Here is a 17,467-nt window from a genome sequence, read left to right on the forward strand (position 1 = left end):
ATAAACTTAAGAGCATAGAAGATGGATACAATGCCCGTTGCCGAAAGCCATGCTAAAAACCATGTAGCTTATGGCTCCACTGGTTTACGGAAAAATCAGAGAAATAAGTGGCGTATCAGTATAGCTGTGGCGGTACTCACCTTGTCGGCACTGACATTGGGGGGCTGTGCTTATATGCCGCACAAACCGCTGGTGGAAGGGCAAACAACAGCAAAACCCGCCGAAGCGCCCGCTCCAACGCCAAATGGTTCTATTTTTCAGACTGTCCAACCGGTCTATTACGGCTACCAACCGCTGTTTGAAGACCGCCGTCCACGCAATATCGGTGATACGCTGACGATTATCTTGCAAGAGAATGTTAGTGCGAGCAAAAACTCTTCAGCCAATGCCAGCCGTAATGGAAAAACCAGTTTCACGGCGGCTTTGACTCCCCGTTTTTTACAGGGATTGATGGGAGGTGAAAAAACCGATCTAGGCATGGAAGGAAATAACGAATTTGGCGGCAAAGGCGGTGCGAATGCCAACAATACCTTCAGAGGTACTATTACTGTGACCGTGGATAAGCTGCTGGCCAATGGCAACCTGCATGTGGTGGGGGAAAAACAGATCGCCATTAATCAGGGGACGGAATTTATTCGTTTCTCTGGCGTTGTTAACCCGCGCACCATCACGGGCAACAATACGGTGAGCTCCAACCAGGTTGCTGATGCCCGTATCGAGTATGTTGGTGATGGCTATATCAACGAAGCACAGCATATGGGTTGGTTGCAACGTTTCTTTATAAATATCTCACCGTTTTAAAAGAGGATGGTTAGGATGAAAAAATTAATCACCAGCCTTTTTATGCTTTTGTTGGTGCTAACCAGTACGTTCACCTCTACCTGTGTTTTTGCGGAACGTATTCGTGATTTGACGACGATTGAAGGAGTCAGGGATAACGCGCTGATTGGTTATGGTTTGGTCGTCGGGTTGGATGGAACGGGTGACCAAACCATGCAGACACCATTTACAACCCAAAGCCTGAGCAACATGTTGTCTCAGCTAGGGATCACCGTACCCGCCGGTACAAATATGCAGCTTAAAAATGTCGCTGCCGTGATGGTGACAGCAAAATTGCCACCTTTTGCGCGTGCAGGGCAGAGCATTGATATTGTCGTTTCTTCGCTGGGTAATGCCAAGAGCTTACGTGGCGGTACATTGCTGATGACTCCGTTAAAAGGGGTGGATAACCAGGTCTATGCTTTGGCTCAGGGCAATATTCTGGTGGGTGGTGCAGGTGCGAGTGCGGGTGGTAACAGTATCAAAGTCAATCAGCTTGCAGGTGGCCGGATCTCCAATGGGGCAGTGATTGAACGTGAATTATCAACACAGTTCGGCCAGAAAGGTACGTTGAACCTGCAACTGAATGATGATGATTTCGGGCTGGCTCAGAAAATCAGTGATGCGATTAACCGATTGAAGGGAACAGGGACGGCGACCCCATTGGATTCCCGCACTGTTCAGTTGCGTTTGCCGATTGAGAACAGCGAACAGGTGAAGTTTCTGGCTCAGGTGCAGGATTTGTCTATCCGTGTAGATGCTGGCGATGCCAAAGTGATTTTCAATTCCCGAACAGGCTCCGTGGTGATGAACCGCAATGTTACCTTGGACAGTTGTGCGATTGCTCATGGTAGTTTGTCTGTGACCGTTGAACGCCAGATAGTCGTTAATCAGCCCAATACGCCATTGGCGGGAGGCAGTACTGTCGTGACCCGTAATACGGGCGTTGGTATACAGGAACAAGGTGGTGCGTTGCAGCAACTCAGTGCCAGTGCAAATCTGACTCAAGTTGTGCGTGCATTGAATGCGTTAGGCGCAACGCCAACCGATTTAATGTCTATCTTGCAGGCAATGGAGAGCGCAGGTTGTCTGCGGGCGAAATTGGAGATTATCTGATGAATGACTTTCTGACGATGTCCAATGCAGCTTACGATGTTAATTCATTGCATTCACTGAAAGCTAAATTATCACAGGAACCACAACAAGGGCTACGGCAAGTAGCCCAACAACTGGAAGGCGTCTTCGTCCAGATGATGCTGAAAAGTATGCGTTCTTCATTGCCACAGGATGGCATGTTGAGCAGTGAGCAGACTCGTTTTTATACTTCTCTGTATGATCAGCAAATTGCCCAGGATCTTTCCCAAAAGGGGTTGGGATTTGCTGACATGATAGTCAAGCAATTCTCTAACGCTAATAATGTGTCTGGTGAATTAGCCAGTACTGTGCCGATGCCACTGGATAATGAAATCCTACAAACATTACCGAAACAGGCATTAGAGCCATTTATGCGCCGAGCTATGCCTGATTCTGGTGATATGTCTAAAAACTCATCTCTGGCATTCTCCAATGGTTCAGCTCAACCCAAGCCATTGCCGATGCACAACACCAGCTTTGTCTCCATGCTTTCTTTGCCGGCGCAGTTGGCAAGCCAGCAAAGTGGTATTCCTCATTTATTGATTATTGCACAGGCAGCGCTGGAATCCGGTTGGGGGCAGCGAGAAATTCTGACTAAGGAAGGAAAGCCGAGTTATAACTTATTTGGTATTAAAGCGGGGAAACACTGGCAAGGGCCCGTCACCAATATTATGACGACGGAATACATTGATGGTGAAGCGAAGAAAATGCAGGACAGTTTTCGCGTCTATGGCTCTTATGTGGAAGCGATAACGGATTACGTCAAATTATTGACGGAAAACCCCCGTTACACCAAGATTGCACAATCAACCACAGCAGAGCAGGGAGCGTATTCCTTACAAGAAGCTGGATATGCCACCGATCCCAGTTATGCCAAAAAATTAGTGTCATTGATTCAGCAGCTAAAAAGTACCGGTAATCAAATGGCAAAAGCCTACACCTATGATTTTGATAACCTGTTTTGAGGGCATCAATTTTGTTCAAGAATCAGGGTATTTTGCCGATAACTGTAGCAGTGAATTACCTCCCATGATGGAGGCATAACGAAAACGTAAAAGGATCGACGCATGTCCAATAGTCTTATCAATACTGCCATGAGTGGTATTAATGCTGCACAGGTGGCAATGAGTGTGGTGGGTAATAACATTACCAACTCTAAGGTCGAGGGATATCACCGACAGACAACGGTAATGTCGCAAGATAGTGGAAAAATGTCACCGGTTGGTTTTATTGGCAATGGTGTGTATGTTAATTCCATCAATCGTCAATATAGTGAGTTTATCAGTCAAGAATATAACGCGGCACAAACTAAATATCAGGCATCAGTTACATACAATAACCAGGTTTCTCAAGTCGATAATCTGCTGGCGTATAAGGCAACTAGCCTTTCCAGCTCTATGGAAGAATTTTTTAAAAACCTGAGCACACTTGAAAATAATGCAGAAGATAGTGCGGCAAGAACCACAGTACGAGTCAACGCTGGAGGGTTGGTTAACCGATTTCAACAAGCTGATCAATTTCTCCGTAAGATGGACAGTGGTATCAATACCCAAATAGAGCAGAATGTCAAAGAAATCAATAAATACACGGAAGAAATTGCCTTTCTGAACAATGAAATTTCTCATATGCGTGGCGTAGGAACGGGTGAGCCTTTGGCTTTATTGGATAAACGCGATGATGCGCTTAATAAGTTAAATCGGTTTGTTAAAGTAGACTTGATTCAGCAAGACGGTAGTACCTACAACGTTTCATTTGGTGGTGGAATGTCGCTGGTATCAGGTAGCAAATCCTATCGATTGGAAGCGATCACAGCCAGTGCAGATAACGACCGTATTACGCTGGGCTATGACAATGGTACAGGTACTAAAGAGATTGATGAGCGTTTTATCTCGCAAGGGATGTTAGGTGGTACATTACGTGTGCGTAGTGAAGTGATAGATACAACCCGCAATCAATTAAACCAATTGGGATTAGTGATGGCGGATAAATTCAATCAGGTTCAGCGTGGTGGTTTCGATCTGAACGGTAATCCAGGTATTGATTTCTTCAATTTTTCGCAGCCAGAAACCATTGCTAATAGCAATAACAAAGGTACTGCTGAAATTAAAGTGGAATACGTAGATACCACTAAAGTAAAAGACAGTGACTACACGATTAAGTTCGAAGATGGGGATTGGAAAGTACAGCGTGTTGCTGATAGGGAAATGATCTCTGTAACTAAAAATGGTAGTACGCTGGAATTTGATGGACTGAAAGTCGAGATTAATGCGACTAACCCACAGGATAATGATCGGTACACATTGAAAACGGTCAATAATGTAATAGCAACACTTGAAGTCAATATTGAGGATTCCTCTCAACTGGCAACTGCGGGTGCCAAAAACTCTGGTCCAAGCGATAACAATAACGCGAAGAAATTCACTCTCCTGCAAAAAGAAAAACTAATTAATGGTAAAAATACCTTGACTGATGCTTATGCTTCGTTGGTCAGCACTGTGGGTAGCAAAGCCAATAGTTCTCAACGCATAATGGAAGCTGAGAAGATCAACGTAGAGGCGCGTTACAAAGAACTCGATTCTATTTCTGGAGTCAACTTGGATGAAGAATACGGCGAACTGCAACGCTTGCAGCAATACTATTTGGCAAATGCCCGTGTTATCCAGACTGCATCGACGTTGTTTAATGCCATTTTGGACATCCGTTAACCACATTAGTGGCTAAAGAGAAAAAGGAAGTGATATTGTGCGTATAAGTACGAATCTTTTATACAGCCAAAAAATGAATGGGGTTTTTGGCGCCCAGGCTAAATGGATGCAGTATGGTGAACAGTTATCCAGTGGCAAACGTGTTATCAACCCATCTGATGATCCGCTGGCTGCTTCACAGAATATTATGGTTGCCCAATCTGAGTCGCAGAATCAGCAATTTGTCATGGCTCGTAACTTTGCCAAGAACACGATGTCAGCCCAATCGAACATTATTTCAAGTGTTGTATCGGTGACAACTAATGTTAAGGAAATATTAATTGCGGGGGCTAGTGAACAGAGTGATCACAATCGTGAATCTTATGCCCAGCAATTAGATGGCCTTAAACAACAATTGCTGAATCTTGGAAATAAAACCGATGGCAGTGGCCGCTATATTTTTGCTGGTTATAAGACGGATGTACCACCTTTCGAGGCTGATGACAGTGGAAAAGTTCACTACAAAGGTGGGTATGAGGCTATAAGCCAAAGAGTGGATGATAATCGTTCTATGGTTATTGCCCATACAGGGGAAAAAGTCTTTTTATCGGCAACGTCTAACCCGATTAAAGAGCCTGATGGTAGTGCAAGTGAATCAGACATTTTCGCCTCCATTGATTTTGCGATCGAGGCGCTTGGAAAACCATTCACTAATGCCAGTGAAGCAGAAAGAAAGGAAGCAGGCGAATTGATGAATAGGGCTATCCGAGGTGTAGAAAATAGCTTGAATAACTTATCCGCGGCGGACGCCGTATTAGGGGCACAGCTTAAGGAAATGGAACAACTGGATGCGTTAGCCAGTGAACGCAGTATTGCCAATAAAGTTCGTATGGGCGAATTGGTCGATGTCGACTGGTTCTCTACCATTTCCAGCTATATTCAGGAGCAGGCTGCATTACAGGCATCTTATAAGGCTTTTTCTGATTTAAAAGGGATGTCGTTGTTTGAAATGTATCGCTAATTGAGATTGATATATTTCCAAACGTTCACATTGCAGTTTTATTCTCTTATTCCAGTATCATAGCCCTTGTTTTTTCATCAAATAGAAAAAACAAGGGCCGATTTATTTCCTTTTATCTTTGCATCATATTTTAGCAAAAATCTCTGCGTATTTTTCGGACGTGCTATGACCATATGGCGGGAGAAATCGCGATAAAAATTCACGATAGTTTATTGGCAAATCATTGGATAACTGATGATTATGGATTAACACAAACCGGAAAAGAGTTTCTATTTTATCTTGGCATAGGTCGTGATACAGAATTTTCCTCTCGGCGAAAATTTGCTTGCTCCTGCCTTGATTGGAGTGAACGGAATTTTCATCTTGGTGGATTGTTAGGGGCACTGTTGCTTGATATTTTTTTAAAGAAAAAATGGGCAATTAGGCAATTGGATAGCCGAGAATTGATATTAACAGAATCAGGTAAAAGAGTGCTTAATAAAAAATTCAATGCGTCTATATAATAAATAAATTATATTGTCGTATTGTTATTATTATGTATATTATTAATTATCTATCCTAAAATAGACGTTGTTTGATCTATTATTTAATGGTTAACCTATCATAAAAAAAGATATAGCAAGATAATTAACAAAGAATATTCTGGTGAATATTAAAGATGGAACCAATTCGTTAATTGTATTTGATATTACACGGTAAGCTTTGAAAATATATCAATAAGGGTAATAAAATGATTCGATTTGAGGATAAAGTTGTCATTATTACTGGCGCAGGTAGTGGCATTGGTGAGGCTACAGCGAAGCGTTTTTCACAAGAAGGAGCCATTGTGGTGTTAGCTGGGCGGGATACAGAGAAGCTTAATCGTGTATTGAGTGAATTGCCTTCGAACAAAGCATTAGTGATTCAGACAGATGTCGCGGATCGGGAATCGGCTAAAAATATGATTGATGAAACAGTCAGGCATTTTGGCCGAATAGATATTCTGGTGAACAACGCAGGTTTGTATGTGGTAGGTGATTTATTGAGTACTTCACAAGAAGACGGTAATGCAGTGCTGGCTACGAATCTCAATGGTGTGCTCAATTGTAGCTATTTTGCTTTACCTTATTTACTGAAAAGCAAAGGATGTATTGTCAATAATGCCTCGGTATCTGGCTTGGGGGGCGATTGGGGAGGTGCTCACTATTGCGCAGCAAAAGGCGCTGTCGTGAATTTAACCCGTGCGATGGCGCTGGATCATGGTTCACAAGGGGTTCGTGTTAATGCTGTTTGCCCAAGTTTAGTATTGACGCCAATGGTGGCTCGTTTTGATGATGAAACCCTTGCGCATTTCGATAGTCGTATTCCGTTAAAAAGAGCAGGTCAACCTTTTGAAGTGGCAGCAGCTATTGCATTTTTGGCCAGCGAAGATGCCAGTTTCATTAATGGGGTGAATTTACCGATAGATGGCGGGGTAAACGCATCTAATGGGCAACCTAATTTTAATTAAATTGATGGAAAAGTGGCTCCACGGGGGTGGAACCACTTAATTTCGTTTTGGTCAATGGTATCAGTTTGGGCGACTCGCTACAGTTGAGTGATTTGGGTTTATAACCTTGGCCAGTTCACATAGTGTAGGATGCGTGAACAAGGTCGCTAATGGAATTTCCATGTCTTGTTCACGCATACGAGCCAACAATTGTATTGCTATCAATGAATGACCTCCCAATGTAAAGAAATTATCATAACGACCGACTCGTTCCCGTTTCAGCAATTTTTGCCAAATCTCAGCCAGTGCAGTTTCCACATCACCGAGAGGCGCTTCGTAACCGGAAGTTGTTCCAACAGTAGATTGTCCTGATATCAGTGTGTCTTGCGGTAAGTTAGCCTGAATAGCGTTGAAATCGGTCAGTAGTTGCTGGCGTTCTGTGGCAGACAGGGTAGCAATGTTCATGATTGGTTTTTGGGGATCGGTTTCCAATGTTTTTACCAGATCCTCTAAAGCCGTCGTCATATCAGTAATCAGGCGTGCCGGATCGATTCCTGATATAGCTTGAACTGTCAGCAGGAAACCTTTACCCAAATCATCTACAGCCAGGTAGATGGGATAGTTAGTCCTTTCTCGTCCTGTTACCAGACGTATTCCTTCCCATAGGGTATTGGCAACATCCGGTTGGCTATGGCGATAATTGAGAAGTGTATTAAAAAGCGGTAGGGGATGTTTTACACCACTGCAACGTTGAGCCAGTGCCAGTGGTGCCTGTTCATGTTCAAGTAACTGCGTCAAACTGCGGTACGCTGCTTGCACGGTTGCTTGTGTGCTTCTCCCCGCAAGCGTGATCCGTACGGGCAGGGTATTGATAAACAGCCCCAGAATTCGCTCAATATTGGCACTGCCTTGCATACGTCCTGACAAGACCGTCCCGAAGACGACATCATTTCGCCCACTTATTTTTGCCAGAACTTGTGCCAAGGCAACATGAAACAGAACGCCAGGGCTAACTCCTTGACGGCGTGCCTGTTTGCGAATAGCACGAGTCAGTGCTGCATTAAGTGGCTTGATGACCTCAGTTACTGGTCTGTCTCCACTGTGAACATCTAATATGCCGAAAGGCGTAGTTGGTGTATCCACATCAGTGAGTATTTTCCGGAAATAGGCTTTATGATCTGGCATCGGCACACGCAGGGATTGGGCGATAAAATGGCGGTACGGTAAGACAGGCGGTAATGTTTCAATACGATGATGCAGAAGTTCATTGATTTCAGCAATGATGATATTCAGCGATATATGGTCATTGAGGATATGGTGGCAACACAAGGCTAACAACCACTCGCCCTGGCTCGAATCATATGTGATATCAGCAGAGAATAGCGGAGCCTGGCTGATATCGAGGCGGTGTTGGTATGGATCTGTCAGTGCCAACAATTGAGACGGCACGTCCTTATCGTTATCTGGCACGAAGGTTTTGATACACAGAGGGGCCTGGCGCCAGACAACTTGTACTGGCTGTGTTAAACCCTGCCAGCAGAAGGCAGTGCGTAAAATATCGTGACGATGAATAACTTGTTGCAAAGCAGCCAGAAAAGCATCAAGACGCTCGCGGGTATTGAAAGCAAGTAAAAGGTGCAACAGATAAACATCTCCTTGTGTTTGCAGTAGATGATGGAACAACATACCTTCCTGTAATGGTGCAAGTGGGTAGATATCCTGAATATTGTTGGCACCATTAGGAATAGTAGCAGCGATAGTCTCAATCTCGTGCTGCGTCAGAGAAACCAGCGGCAGCATATCTGGAGTGATGGCGGAGCAACCATCGGGGATGAGATTGGGCGGAGCGGTAAACGAGATTTCATCATCTTGAATTGCCTGCATTATTTTCGCCATTTCAGCCAGTGTTGGTGTGGAAAATACAGTACGAATATCAAGGTGCCAACCTCGGTTGCGTAGCCGCTCAATCAGGTTGACAACCATCAGGGAATGACCACCGAGTTCAAAGAAATGATCATAACGCCCAACCCTTTCCAGCCCTAATAATGCTTGCCAAATCTCAGCCATGGCAATTTCCATTTCACCGAGCGGCTCTTCATAAGTATGGGTTGCAATAGATGTTTGATCCGGCATCGGTAGCGCCTGGCGGTTAATCTTGCCATTAGGTGCCAACGGAAAAGCATCCAGTATCACAAATGCGCTGGGCAGCATATAGTCGGCGAGATGTTGTGCGAGTTGCTGGCGCAGTTCTGTCGGTGTCAGTTTTGTATTCGGTTCGGCGATCAGATAAGCAATCAGGCGCTTATCACCCAGTTTATCTTCACGGGCAAGCACGATAGCCTCACGCATACCGGAGCATTGCATCAATCTGGTTTCGATTTCTCCCAGTTCGATACGAAAGCCGCGTAGCTTGACCTGAAAATCATTGCGGCCAAGATACTCGATATTGCCGTCAGATCGCCAGCGAGCCAAATCCCCTGTCTTATACATGCGAGCATTGGAATGTTCGCTAAAGGGATCGATAACAAATTTCTCTGCTGTCAGCTCTGGTTGGTTTGAATAACCACGGGCGACCCCCATTCCACCGATATGGATTTCGCCACTCACGCCAACAGGAACCGGCTGACCAAGTGCGTCCAAAATATAGATACGTGTATTGGACAGTGGACGACCAATCGGAATATTGTTGGTGATAGGCGGAGTATGTTTGTTATTTATCACCGCAGCCTTATCTATCAACATAGCCTTATCTATCAACATAGCCGTAGCCGTGATGGTAATTTCTGTCGGGCCATAAGCGTTGAACCAGCGGCAGGATTGGGTTTCTGGGCACGATAGCCAATCCATTAAATAGCGGTATTCCACTTTATCTCCCCCAACAATAATGGTGCGTATATAGGGGCTAAAACTGACACGTCCTGCCTTCATTTCTTGCGCCCAATGGTGCCAAAAAGCCGTCGGTATATTGATGATCGTCACTTTCTGTTCACGTAAAAAATCAACAAACGCACTATTCGGTATTTTGATATGAGGTGGGCGCAGAACCAGTGTGGCACCCGATGCCAGAGTAGGAAAAATATCTGATACTGAAATATCAAACGCGAAGGTCACAAATTGCAGAATACGATCACCCAAGCCAGGTTCACTGATCTGGCAATGGGCATGGATAAGGCTGACAACATTGCGATGTTCCAGCATGACGCCTTTGGGGTTTCCGGTTGAACCTGAGGTGTAGATGATATAGGCCAAATGATGTGGCTGAACGCCTGTTTGTTTGCTGTCAGGATTATATTTAGGCTGTTTTTGCAGATTATCTTGATGAATTTCATCGTCCAGCAACCAGATAGGAATATCTTGTATTGGTAAGCGTCTCTGTAAATGTTTTTGGGTCAACAATATTGCAGGCTTGCAGTCTGACAATTGATAAATCAGCCGCTCGACAGGATATGCTGGATCAAGCGGAATATAACCGGCACCCGCTTTTAAGATCCCAAACAGACCAATGATCATATCCAAACCCCGCTCAACCTGAATTGCCACGCGATCATCAGGGCGGACACCAAAAGCAATCAAACTATGTGCCAGTTGGTTGGCACGGCAGTTCAACTCGTCATAACTCAAGGACTGTTCTTCAAAGATCACCGCTGTAGCATTTGGCGTGCGTTGTACCTGAGCTTCGAACAGTTGGTGAATCAACGTATCATTTGGAAAGTCAGCTTGAGGGGCATTGAAATCAACCAATAATTGTTGGCGTTCTGCAACGGTCAACATCGGCAGGCAAGCAATAGCCTGTTTTTCATCGGTTGTCATGGCAGTCAGTACATTGGTGAGATAACCCACCATGCGTTCAACCGTCGTCAGGTCGAACAGGCTTGATGCATATTCCAGATAGCCACTGAGACCATTCTGGTTTTCGGTCAATGACAGTGTCAGATCGAAGTACGCGCTGTGATGTGGTGGAGCCATCAATGAGACTGATAAATCGGGTAATTCAAGGGATTGAGTGGGCGTATTGTTTAGGGCCAGCATAACCTGAAAAATCGGATTATAACCCAAGCTGCGTTCGGGTTTTAGGGCTTCCACCAATTGTTCAAAAGGCAGGTCTTGATGTGCATAAGCTGCCAGCGTCTGTTCACGAACATAAGTGAGCAGATTTGCCACAGAGTTGTATTGTTCCAGTTTGATGCGTAAAGGTAGGGTGTTGACAAAAAAGCCGATCAAACCTTCAAGGTCACTCAATGAACGGTTGGCAACAGGAGTACCAATGACAATATCATCCTGTCCGCTCAAACGGGCAAGTACGATGCTCCAGGCTGTAAGCAAAGTCATAAATAATGTTGCATCCTGTCGTTGTCCAAGCGCTTTGAGAGCCGATAATAATTCAGCATTCAGGTGAACCGGAACATGAGCGCCTGTATAACTTTGTTCTGGCGGGCGTGGGTGATCAATAGGGAGAGTCAGTAACGTTGGTGCGTTTTGCAGTTGTTTCTGCCAGAAATCCCGTTGTGCAGTGAGAACCTCACTTTGCAGCCATTTCTGTTGCCAGACGGCATAGTCCGCATACTGGATGGGAAGGTGGGGTAAAGGGTTGCTACATTTCCCTTGTGCAATACGGTAGAGGACACTCAGCTCGCGGAGTAATATCCCTGCTGACCAGCCATCGGTGATGATGTGATGCTGGGTAAGGATCAGCACATGTTCTTCATCAGACAGTTGCAGTAATTGACCTCGAATCATTGGCCCATTAGCGAAATCGAATGGGGTTTGTGTTTCAAGTTCCGCTAATTCGTTAATACGGGTCATGCGAGAAGTTTCGTCTAATTTGCGCAGATCCCGATGGGTCAGAGAAAAACCCGTATCTGCACTATCGATGCGTTGGTAAGGTTGTTCATCAATCAGGACAAAACGAGTGCGCAAACTTTCATGTCGGCTGACGAGATGATCAAGTGCAGCCGTAAGCGCAGCATGATCGAGATACCCGTTAATATGCAGGATTATCGGGATATTATAGGCCAGATTGGCTTTGGTATTGAGCTGAGCAAGGAACCACAAGCGTTGTTGGGAGAAGGAGAGTGGCAGTGGCTGATTGTGATTGGTAGCGGGAATAACGATTTGGGTTGTCACAGGCGTGTCGATGAGCAAGGTAGCCAAATCCGCCAGGACAGGATGGGAAAAGAGTTGCTGTAAGTGTAATTCACGCGCCAGTTTCTGGCGTATGCGTGCGGCAAGCTGAATGGCGAGCAGGGAATGCCCACCGAGTTCAAAGAAATGATCATGACGACCGACTTGTTCCAATTTCAGTAATTCTTGCCAAATCTCGGCCAACGTTATTTCTATGTCTCCAATGGGTGCTGCATAATTGCGGGTCGCGAGTGCTGTTTGATCTGGCATTGGCAATGCCTGACGATTGAGTTTGCCATTGGGTGTTAATGGAAGGGTTTCAAGCGTCACAAAGGCACTGGGCAGCATATACTCGGCAAGGTGTTGCGCCAGTTGTTGGCGTAGTTCTGCTGGTATCAATGTTGCATTGGGTTCGGCGAGCAGATAAGCAACCAGGCGCTTTTCATTCGGTGTATCTTCTCGGACAATCACAACCGCTTCTCGCACACCGTGACATTGCGCTAATGTCGTCTCAATTTCGCCGAGTTCGATACGGAAACCACGTATCTTAACCTGAAAATCATTACGACCAAGGTATTCAATATTACCGTCAGGCAACCAACGAGCCAGATCACCACTTTTGTAGAGGCGGGCATCAGGATCTGAAGAAAAAGGATCAGCAAGGAAACATTCTGCGGTTAGCTCTGGAAGGTTCAGATAACCGCGGGCAACCCCGATTCCGCCAATGTAAAGCTCCCCTGTAACACCGATTGGTACGGGTTTTTTGTGACTATCAAGCAGGTAAATTCGGATATTGTCTATGGGTTTTCCAATCGGTACTCGTCCGATATAACGGTCAGGCACGCATTGCCAGGCGGTGACATGAATTGCAGCTTCAGTTGGGCCATATAAGTTATGTAACTGACAGTGCGCAAAATGGGACAGACATTTTTGCTGCAAGACATAAGGAAACTCTTCACCACTGCATAAAATATGGCGTACAGAAGGGCAACATCCGGCAGGAATGGCATGGACAAATTGCTGTAGCATGGCAGGCACGAAGTAGATAATAGTAATCTGGCGTTTTTCTATCTCAGACAGTAAATAGTGTGGATCTTTATGACCATCGGGACGAGCCAAAATTAATTGTGCTCCAAACATCAGGGGCGGGAATAGCTCCCAAACGGAAACATCAAAACTAAAAGGTGTTTTCTGTAAAACTCTATCCTGCGAGGTTAGTTGATAAGCCTTTTGTGACCAGATCAGAATATTCACGACACCACGATGTTCATTCATTACCCCTTTGGGCAAGCCTGTTGAGCCAGAAGTATAAATCACATAAACCAGATGGCATGAGGTTAGGCCAAGCACTTTGGGATCTGGGTTACTGATTGGCATGTCTGCGGTAAGGTATGCAAGATTATTGAGATCCACAATGGGTACGCGGGTTAGCCAATTGATTAACATTGTGTGGGTAAATACAGTTTGGGTAAATACAGTTTGGGTGAGTAAAGCAACGGGAGCTGCGTCTTCAAGTATGTAGGCCAGTCGTTCGGCTGGATAGCCTGGATCAAGCGGGACATAGGCACCACCGGCCTTAAGGATAGCGAGTAATCCCACCATCATGGCTGGACTGCGTTCAGCACAAATCGCCACCCGATCATCAGGGCGGATACCTAAGGTAATCAGATAATGCGCTAAGCAATTGGCTTGACGGTTCAGTTCAACATAACTCAACGATTGTTCTTCAAAGATGACAGCAATGGCATCGGGATTTTGCTGTACTTGCTTTTCAAACAGTTGGTGAATAAATGTGTTTTGTGGGAGGTCAGTTGCTGTATTTTGGGAGAATATAGCGTCTTGAGAAGATTGGAGCGCATTAAAATCCACCAGCACTTGTTGACGTTCTACAATGGGTAAAATCGAAATAGCCAAAATTGGCTGGTGGGGTGAGGTTTCCAGCGCTTCGACCAACCCCGTCAGGGCAGTGGTCATATAGCCGATCAGTCGAATTGGATCGACGTCCGATACGGTTTGGGCAACTAAACTAAAACCATCACCCCAATCATCAACAAATAAACCGATGGGATAATTGACTCTCTCTTCTTGCATCAGCAGACGCACACCTTCCCATTTAGCAAAAGTAGTATCCGCCTGGCTATGACGATAATTGAGTAATGTGTTAAAGAGTGGCAAAGGAGGACTCACGCCACTGCAATGTTGGGCCAGCGTGAGCGTTGCCTGTTCGTGTTTCAGCAACTTCATCAAATTGAGGTAGGTCTCTTGAACGGTTGCTTGTACGCTATTATCTGTCAGCCTGATCCGAATGGGTAAGGTATTGATAAGCAGCCCCATAATTTGATCAATGCCGGTACTACCCTGCATGCGTCCCAGTAATACCGTACCGAAGACGATATCGTCGCGCCCACTGGTTTTTGCCAGCACCAGTGCCAAAGCAACATGAAATAATATACTGGGGCTGACACCCTGACGTCGGGCTTGTGTGCGAATGGCTCGGGACAGTGCCATATCCAAGGGTTGTTTGGCCTCGGTTATCTGCTTAGCTTCACTGTGGATATCCAGTATCCCGAAAGGTGCTGTTGGTGCATCTATGTCAGAGAATACCTGACGAAAATAAGCTTCATGATCTGAAGCCGGCAAATGCAGGCATTGGGCGACAAAATTACGATAAGGCAATATTGGGGGTAATTTTTCAACATAACGGGTATCAGGGTATCCATTCTCGTTATGGTCAGGTGATAATGCATCAATTTCATCAATGATGCGTTCCAGTGTGACATGATCACAGACTAAATGATGGATGCACAAAACCAGTAACCACTCATCCTGATGCGGATCATAGGCTATGTCAGCGAAGAAGAGAGGTGCTTGACTCACATCAAGGCGATATTGCTGGGGATTAGTGTGTGCCAGTAATTGGGAAGAGATATTCTGTTCGCCATTGGGTAAGAATGTATTAATGTTCAAAGATGCCTGCCGCCAGACGATTTGCACTGGCTGTGCCAATCCCTGCCAGTAGATTGAAGTGTGCAGAATATCGTGACGGTTAATGACCTGTTGTAAGGTTTCCAGAAAGGTATCGAGCCGTTTGCGGGTGTCGAAGGCAAGCAAATTGCGTAACAGATAAGTATCGCCCTGTTTCTGCAACAGATGATGGAAAAAAATGCCTTCTTGTAGCGGTGATAGAGGATAGATATCTTGGATATTGGCAGCACCATCAGGAATAGTTGCGGCGATGGCATTAATCTCGTGCTGGGACAGGGAAACTAAAGTCAACATGTCTGGGGTAATGGCAGTACAGCCGTCAGGGATGAGATTGGGCGGTACAGTGAGTAGCGTTGTCTTTTCTGGTTCTGTATTCCCTTGAACGGTATCTTTTTGAACCGACAGTAGCGCTTTTGCCATCTCTTTCAATACGGGTTTAGTGAATATAACCTGAATGTCAAGAGACCATCCCAATTCACGTAGTTGTTCGATCAGGTTAACGGCTATCAGCGAGTGCCCGCCAAGCTCGAAAAAGTGATCGCAGCGGCTGACATATTTCACTCCGAGCAACATTTGCCAAATTTGGCTCAGGATGGTTTCTGCTTCTCCTGTGGGTGTCTGGTAACTGCGTGTGACGATTGCCGTATGATCGGGTTTGGGAAAAGCATGACGGTCAAGTTTGCCATTGGGTGTGAGTGGAAAGGCGTCAAGAGTCACGAAAGCACCGGGTATCATGTATTCTGCAAGATATTGTGCCAGTTGCTGCCTTAATGCCATTGGTTCCAGTTCAGCATCGGTCTTTGGTAGCAAGTAGGCAACTAACTGTTTTGATACCGGACTGTTTTCACAGGGCAATTTTTCACAAGGCAATACCACGGCTTCACGTACGCCGTGACATTGCCGCAGCCTTGCTTCGATCTCTCCCGGCTCAATGCGGAAACCACGCAGTTTGATCTGGAAATCATTACGGCCGAGATATTCAATTTTGCCATCGAACAGCCAACGGCCCAGATCGCCGGTTTTGTACATACGAGCATTTGGTTTCTGGGAAAACGGATCGGCAAGGAAGCGTTCGGCAGTGAGTTCGGGACGGTTCAGATAACCGCGGGCAACGCCGACGCCAGCGATATGAATTTCTCCCACGACTCCTCGCGGAACGGGTTGACCGTGCATGTCAAGGATATAGATCTGGGTATTGGCGATAGGACGACCAATCGGCGGGGCATGGTCTCCCTGGCTTTCACATCGGCAAAGAGTCGCACAAACTGTGGCTTCCGTCGGGCCATATGCATTGATCATCTGCCGCCCTTGTGCCCAGCGTTTGGTCAACGTAGGCGGGCACACTTCCCCTCCCACCAGTAGGGTTTGCAGAGTTGCCGGAAGCGTGTCCATAGTTGCCAGAGCCGTGGGGGACAAGAGGGCATGAGTAATGGCGTGAGTTTCTAAATAGTGAAACAGGGTTGTTCCCGGCAGCAGGTTCTCTCGTCTGGCAAGATGAAGACGAGCGCCCGCCAATAGCGCCATGCACCATTCCCAAATACAGGCATCGAAACTGTTTGAGGCAAATTGTAAGATCTGACTGTCTGGAGTGATGGCTAGCATGTCTTGCTGGGGGGTAATCAAGTTACACAAACTGCGATGTTCTATCATGACCCCTTTGGGCTGTCCTGTAGAGCCGGAAGTATAGATAACATAAGCCAGATGACGGGAGGTCAGCCCCAATGTTTGGATCTCTGGGTTTTCATCCGATCTTTCATCCCAAACAGAATCATCTGGAATATCAAGCAGAATGGTTGGCAGGTGACTGTTCCCTATTTTTGTCATCGTTGTTTGAGTAATCAGCGCCACGGGGGCTGAGTCATTGAGCATATATGTCAGCCGCGTGGTTGGATAAGTCGGATCGAGAGGAACAAAAGCACCACCGGCCTTGAGGATAGCTAATAAACCGACCACCATTTCCAGACTGCGCTCAATACAAATCGCCACCCGATCATCAGGGCGCACGCCGAGAGTAATCAGATGGTGCGCCAGACGGTTGGCACGTTTATTCAGTTCATCGTAGCTCAACGATTGCTCTTCAAAGAGTACGGCAGTGGCATCTGGCGTGTGCCGCACTTGTGCTTCGAACAGTTGATGGATCAGAGTATCTTGCGGGAATTCGGCTTGGGTGGCGTTGAAATCCATCAATACCTGTTGGCGCTCAATGTCGGGCAGGATTGACAGATTGACTATTTT

The 17,467-nt window shown here is 45.9% G+C and carries 7 protein-coding genes and 1 pseudogene; 7 read left to right on the forward strand and 1 reads right to left on the reverse strand.

The features are described 5' to 3' along the window. Positions 1-21 precede the first annotated feature (21 nt). From Xentx_RS07590 to budC, 7 genes are all read left to right on the forward strand, one after another. The gene (locus tag Xentx_RS07590) at positions 22-801 is read left to right on the forward strand and encodes a flagellar basal body L-ring protein FlgH (protein WP_074019645.1); all 780 of its coding nucleotides are present in this window, start codon (positions 22-24) and stop codon (positions 799-801) included. Positions 802-816: 15 nt separating this feature from the next. After that, positions 817-1,935 carry a flagellar basal body P-ring protein FlgI gene (locus tag Xentx_RS07595; RefSeq protein WP_074019646.1) on the forward strand — a complete coding sequence of 373 codons (1,119 nt, stop codon included), beginning with the start codon at positions 817-819 and terminating at the stop codon, positions 1,933-1,935. Next, positions 1,932-2,918 carry a flagellar assembly peptidoglycan hydrolase FlgJ gene (flgJ, locus tag Xentx_RS07600; protein WP_208607560.1) on the forward strand — a complete coding sequence of 329 codons (987 nt, stop codon included), beginning with the start codon at positions 1,932-1,934 and terminating at the stop codon, positions 2,916-2,918. The genes Xentx_RS07595 and flgJ overlap by 4 nt, the downstream gene beginning before the upstream one ends. Before the next feature lie 102 nt (positions 2,919-3,020). Further along, the gene (gene flgK, locus Xentx_RS07605; RefSeq protein WP_074019648.1) at positions 3,021-4,658 is read left to right on the forward strand and encodes a flagellar hook-associated protein FlgK; all 1,638 of its coding nucleotides are present in this window, start codon (positions 3,021-3,023) and stop codon (positions 4,656-4,658) included. A gap of 37 nt (positions 4,659-4,695) precedes the next feature. Beyond that, positions 4,696-5,658, forward strand: a complete 963-nt coding sequence (gene flgL, locus Xentx_RS07610; protein ID WP_074019649.1) for a flagellar hook-associated protein FlgL — start codon at positions 4,696-4,698, stop codon at positions 5,656-5,658. A gap of 173 nt (positions 5,659-5,831) precedes the next feature. Continuing rightward, on the forward strand, positions 5,832-6,161 hold the full coding sequence (locus tag Xentx_RS07615; protein WP_074019650.1) for a hypothetical protein: 330 nt from the start codon (positions 5,832-5,834) through the stop codon (positions 6,159-6,161). Between the two features lie 227 nt (positions 6,162-6,388). Next, the gene (gene budC / locus Xentx_RS07620) at positions 6,389-7,147 is read left to right on the forward strand and encodes a meso-2,3-butanediol dehydrogenase (protein ID WP_208607558.1); all 759 of its coding nucleotides are present in this window, start codon (positions 6,389-6,391) and stop codon (positions 7,145-7,147) included. 99 nt (positions 7,148-7,246) lie between these two features. Here the strand turns inward: budC and Xentx_RS07625 are convergent. After that, positions 7,247-17,464, reverse strand: a pseudogene (locus Xentx_RS07625) (non-ribosomal peptide synthetase); the annotation flags it as partial. Positions 17,465-17,467 lie beyond the last annotated feature (3 nt).

The sequence above is a fragment of the Xenorhabdus thuongxuanensis genome (assembly GCF_001908095.1).
Taxonomy (GTDB): domain Bacteria; phylum Pseudomonadota; class Gammaproteobacteria; order Enterobacterales; family Enterobacteriaceae; genus Xenorhabdus; species Xenorhabdus thuongxuanensis.

Bases quoted from the DNA above. Each gene is read 5' to 3' on its own strand.
- Xentx_RS07590 (WP_074019645.1), top strand. From the start codon at position 22: ATGGATACAATGCCCGTTGCCGAAAGCCATGCTAAAAACCATGTAGCT.
- Xentx_RS07595 (WP_074019646.1), top strand. From the start codon at position 817: ATGAAAAAATTAATCACCAGCCTTTTTATGCTTTTGTTGGTGCTAACC.
- flgK (WP_074019648.1), top strand. From the start codon at position 3,021: ATGTCCAATAGTCTTATCAATACTGCCATGAGTGGTATTAATGCTGCA.
- Xentx_RS07615 (WP_074019650.1), top strand. From the start codon at position 5,832: ATGGCGGGAGAAATCGCGATAAAAATTCACGATAGTTTATTGGCAAAT.
- budC (WP_208607558.1), top strand. From the start codon at position 6,389: ATGATTCGATTTGAGGATAAAGTTGTCATTATTACTGGCGCAGGTAGT.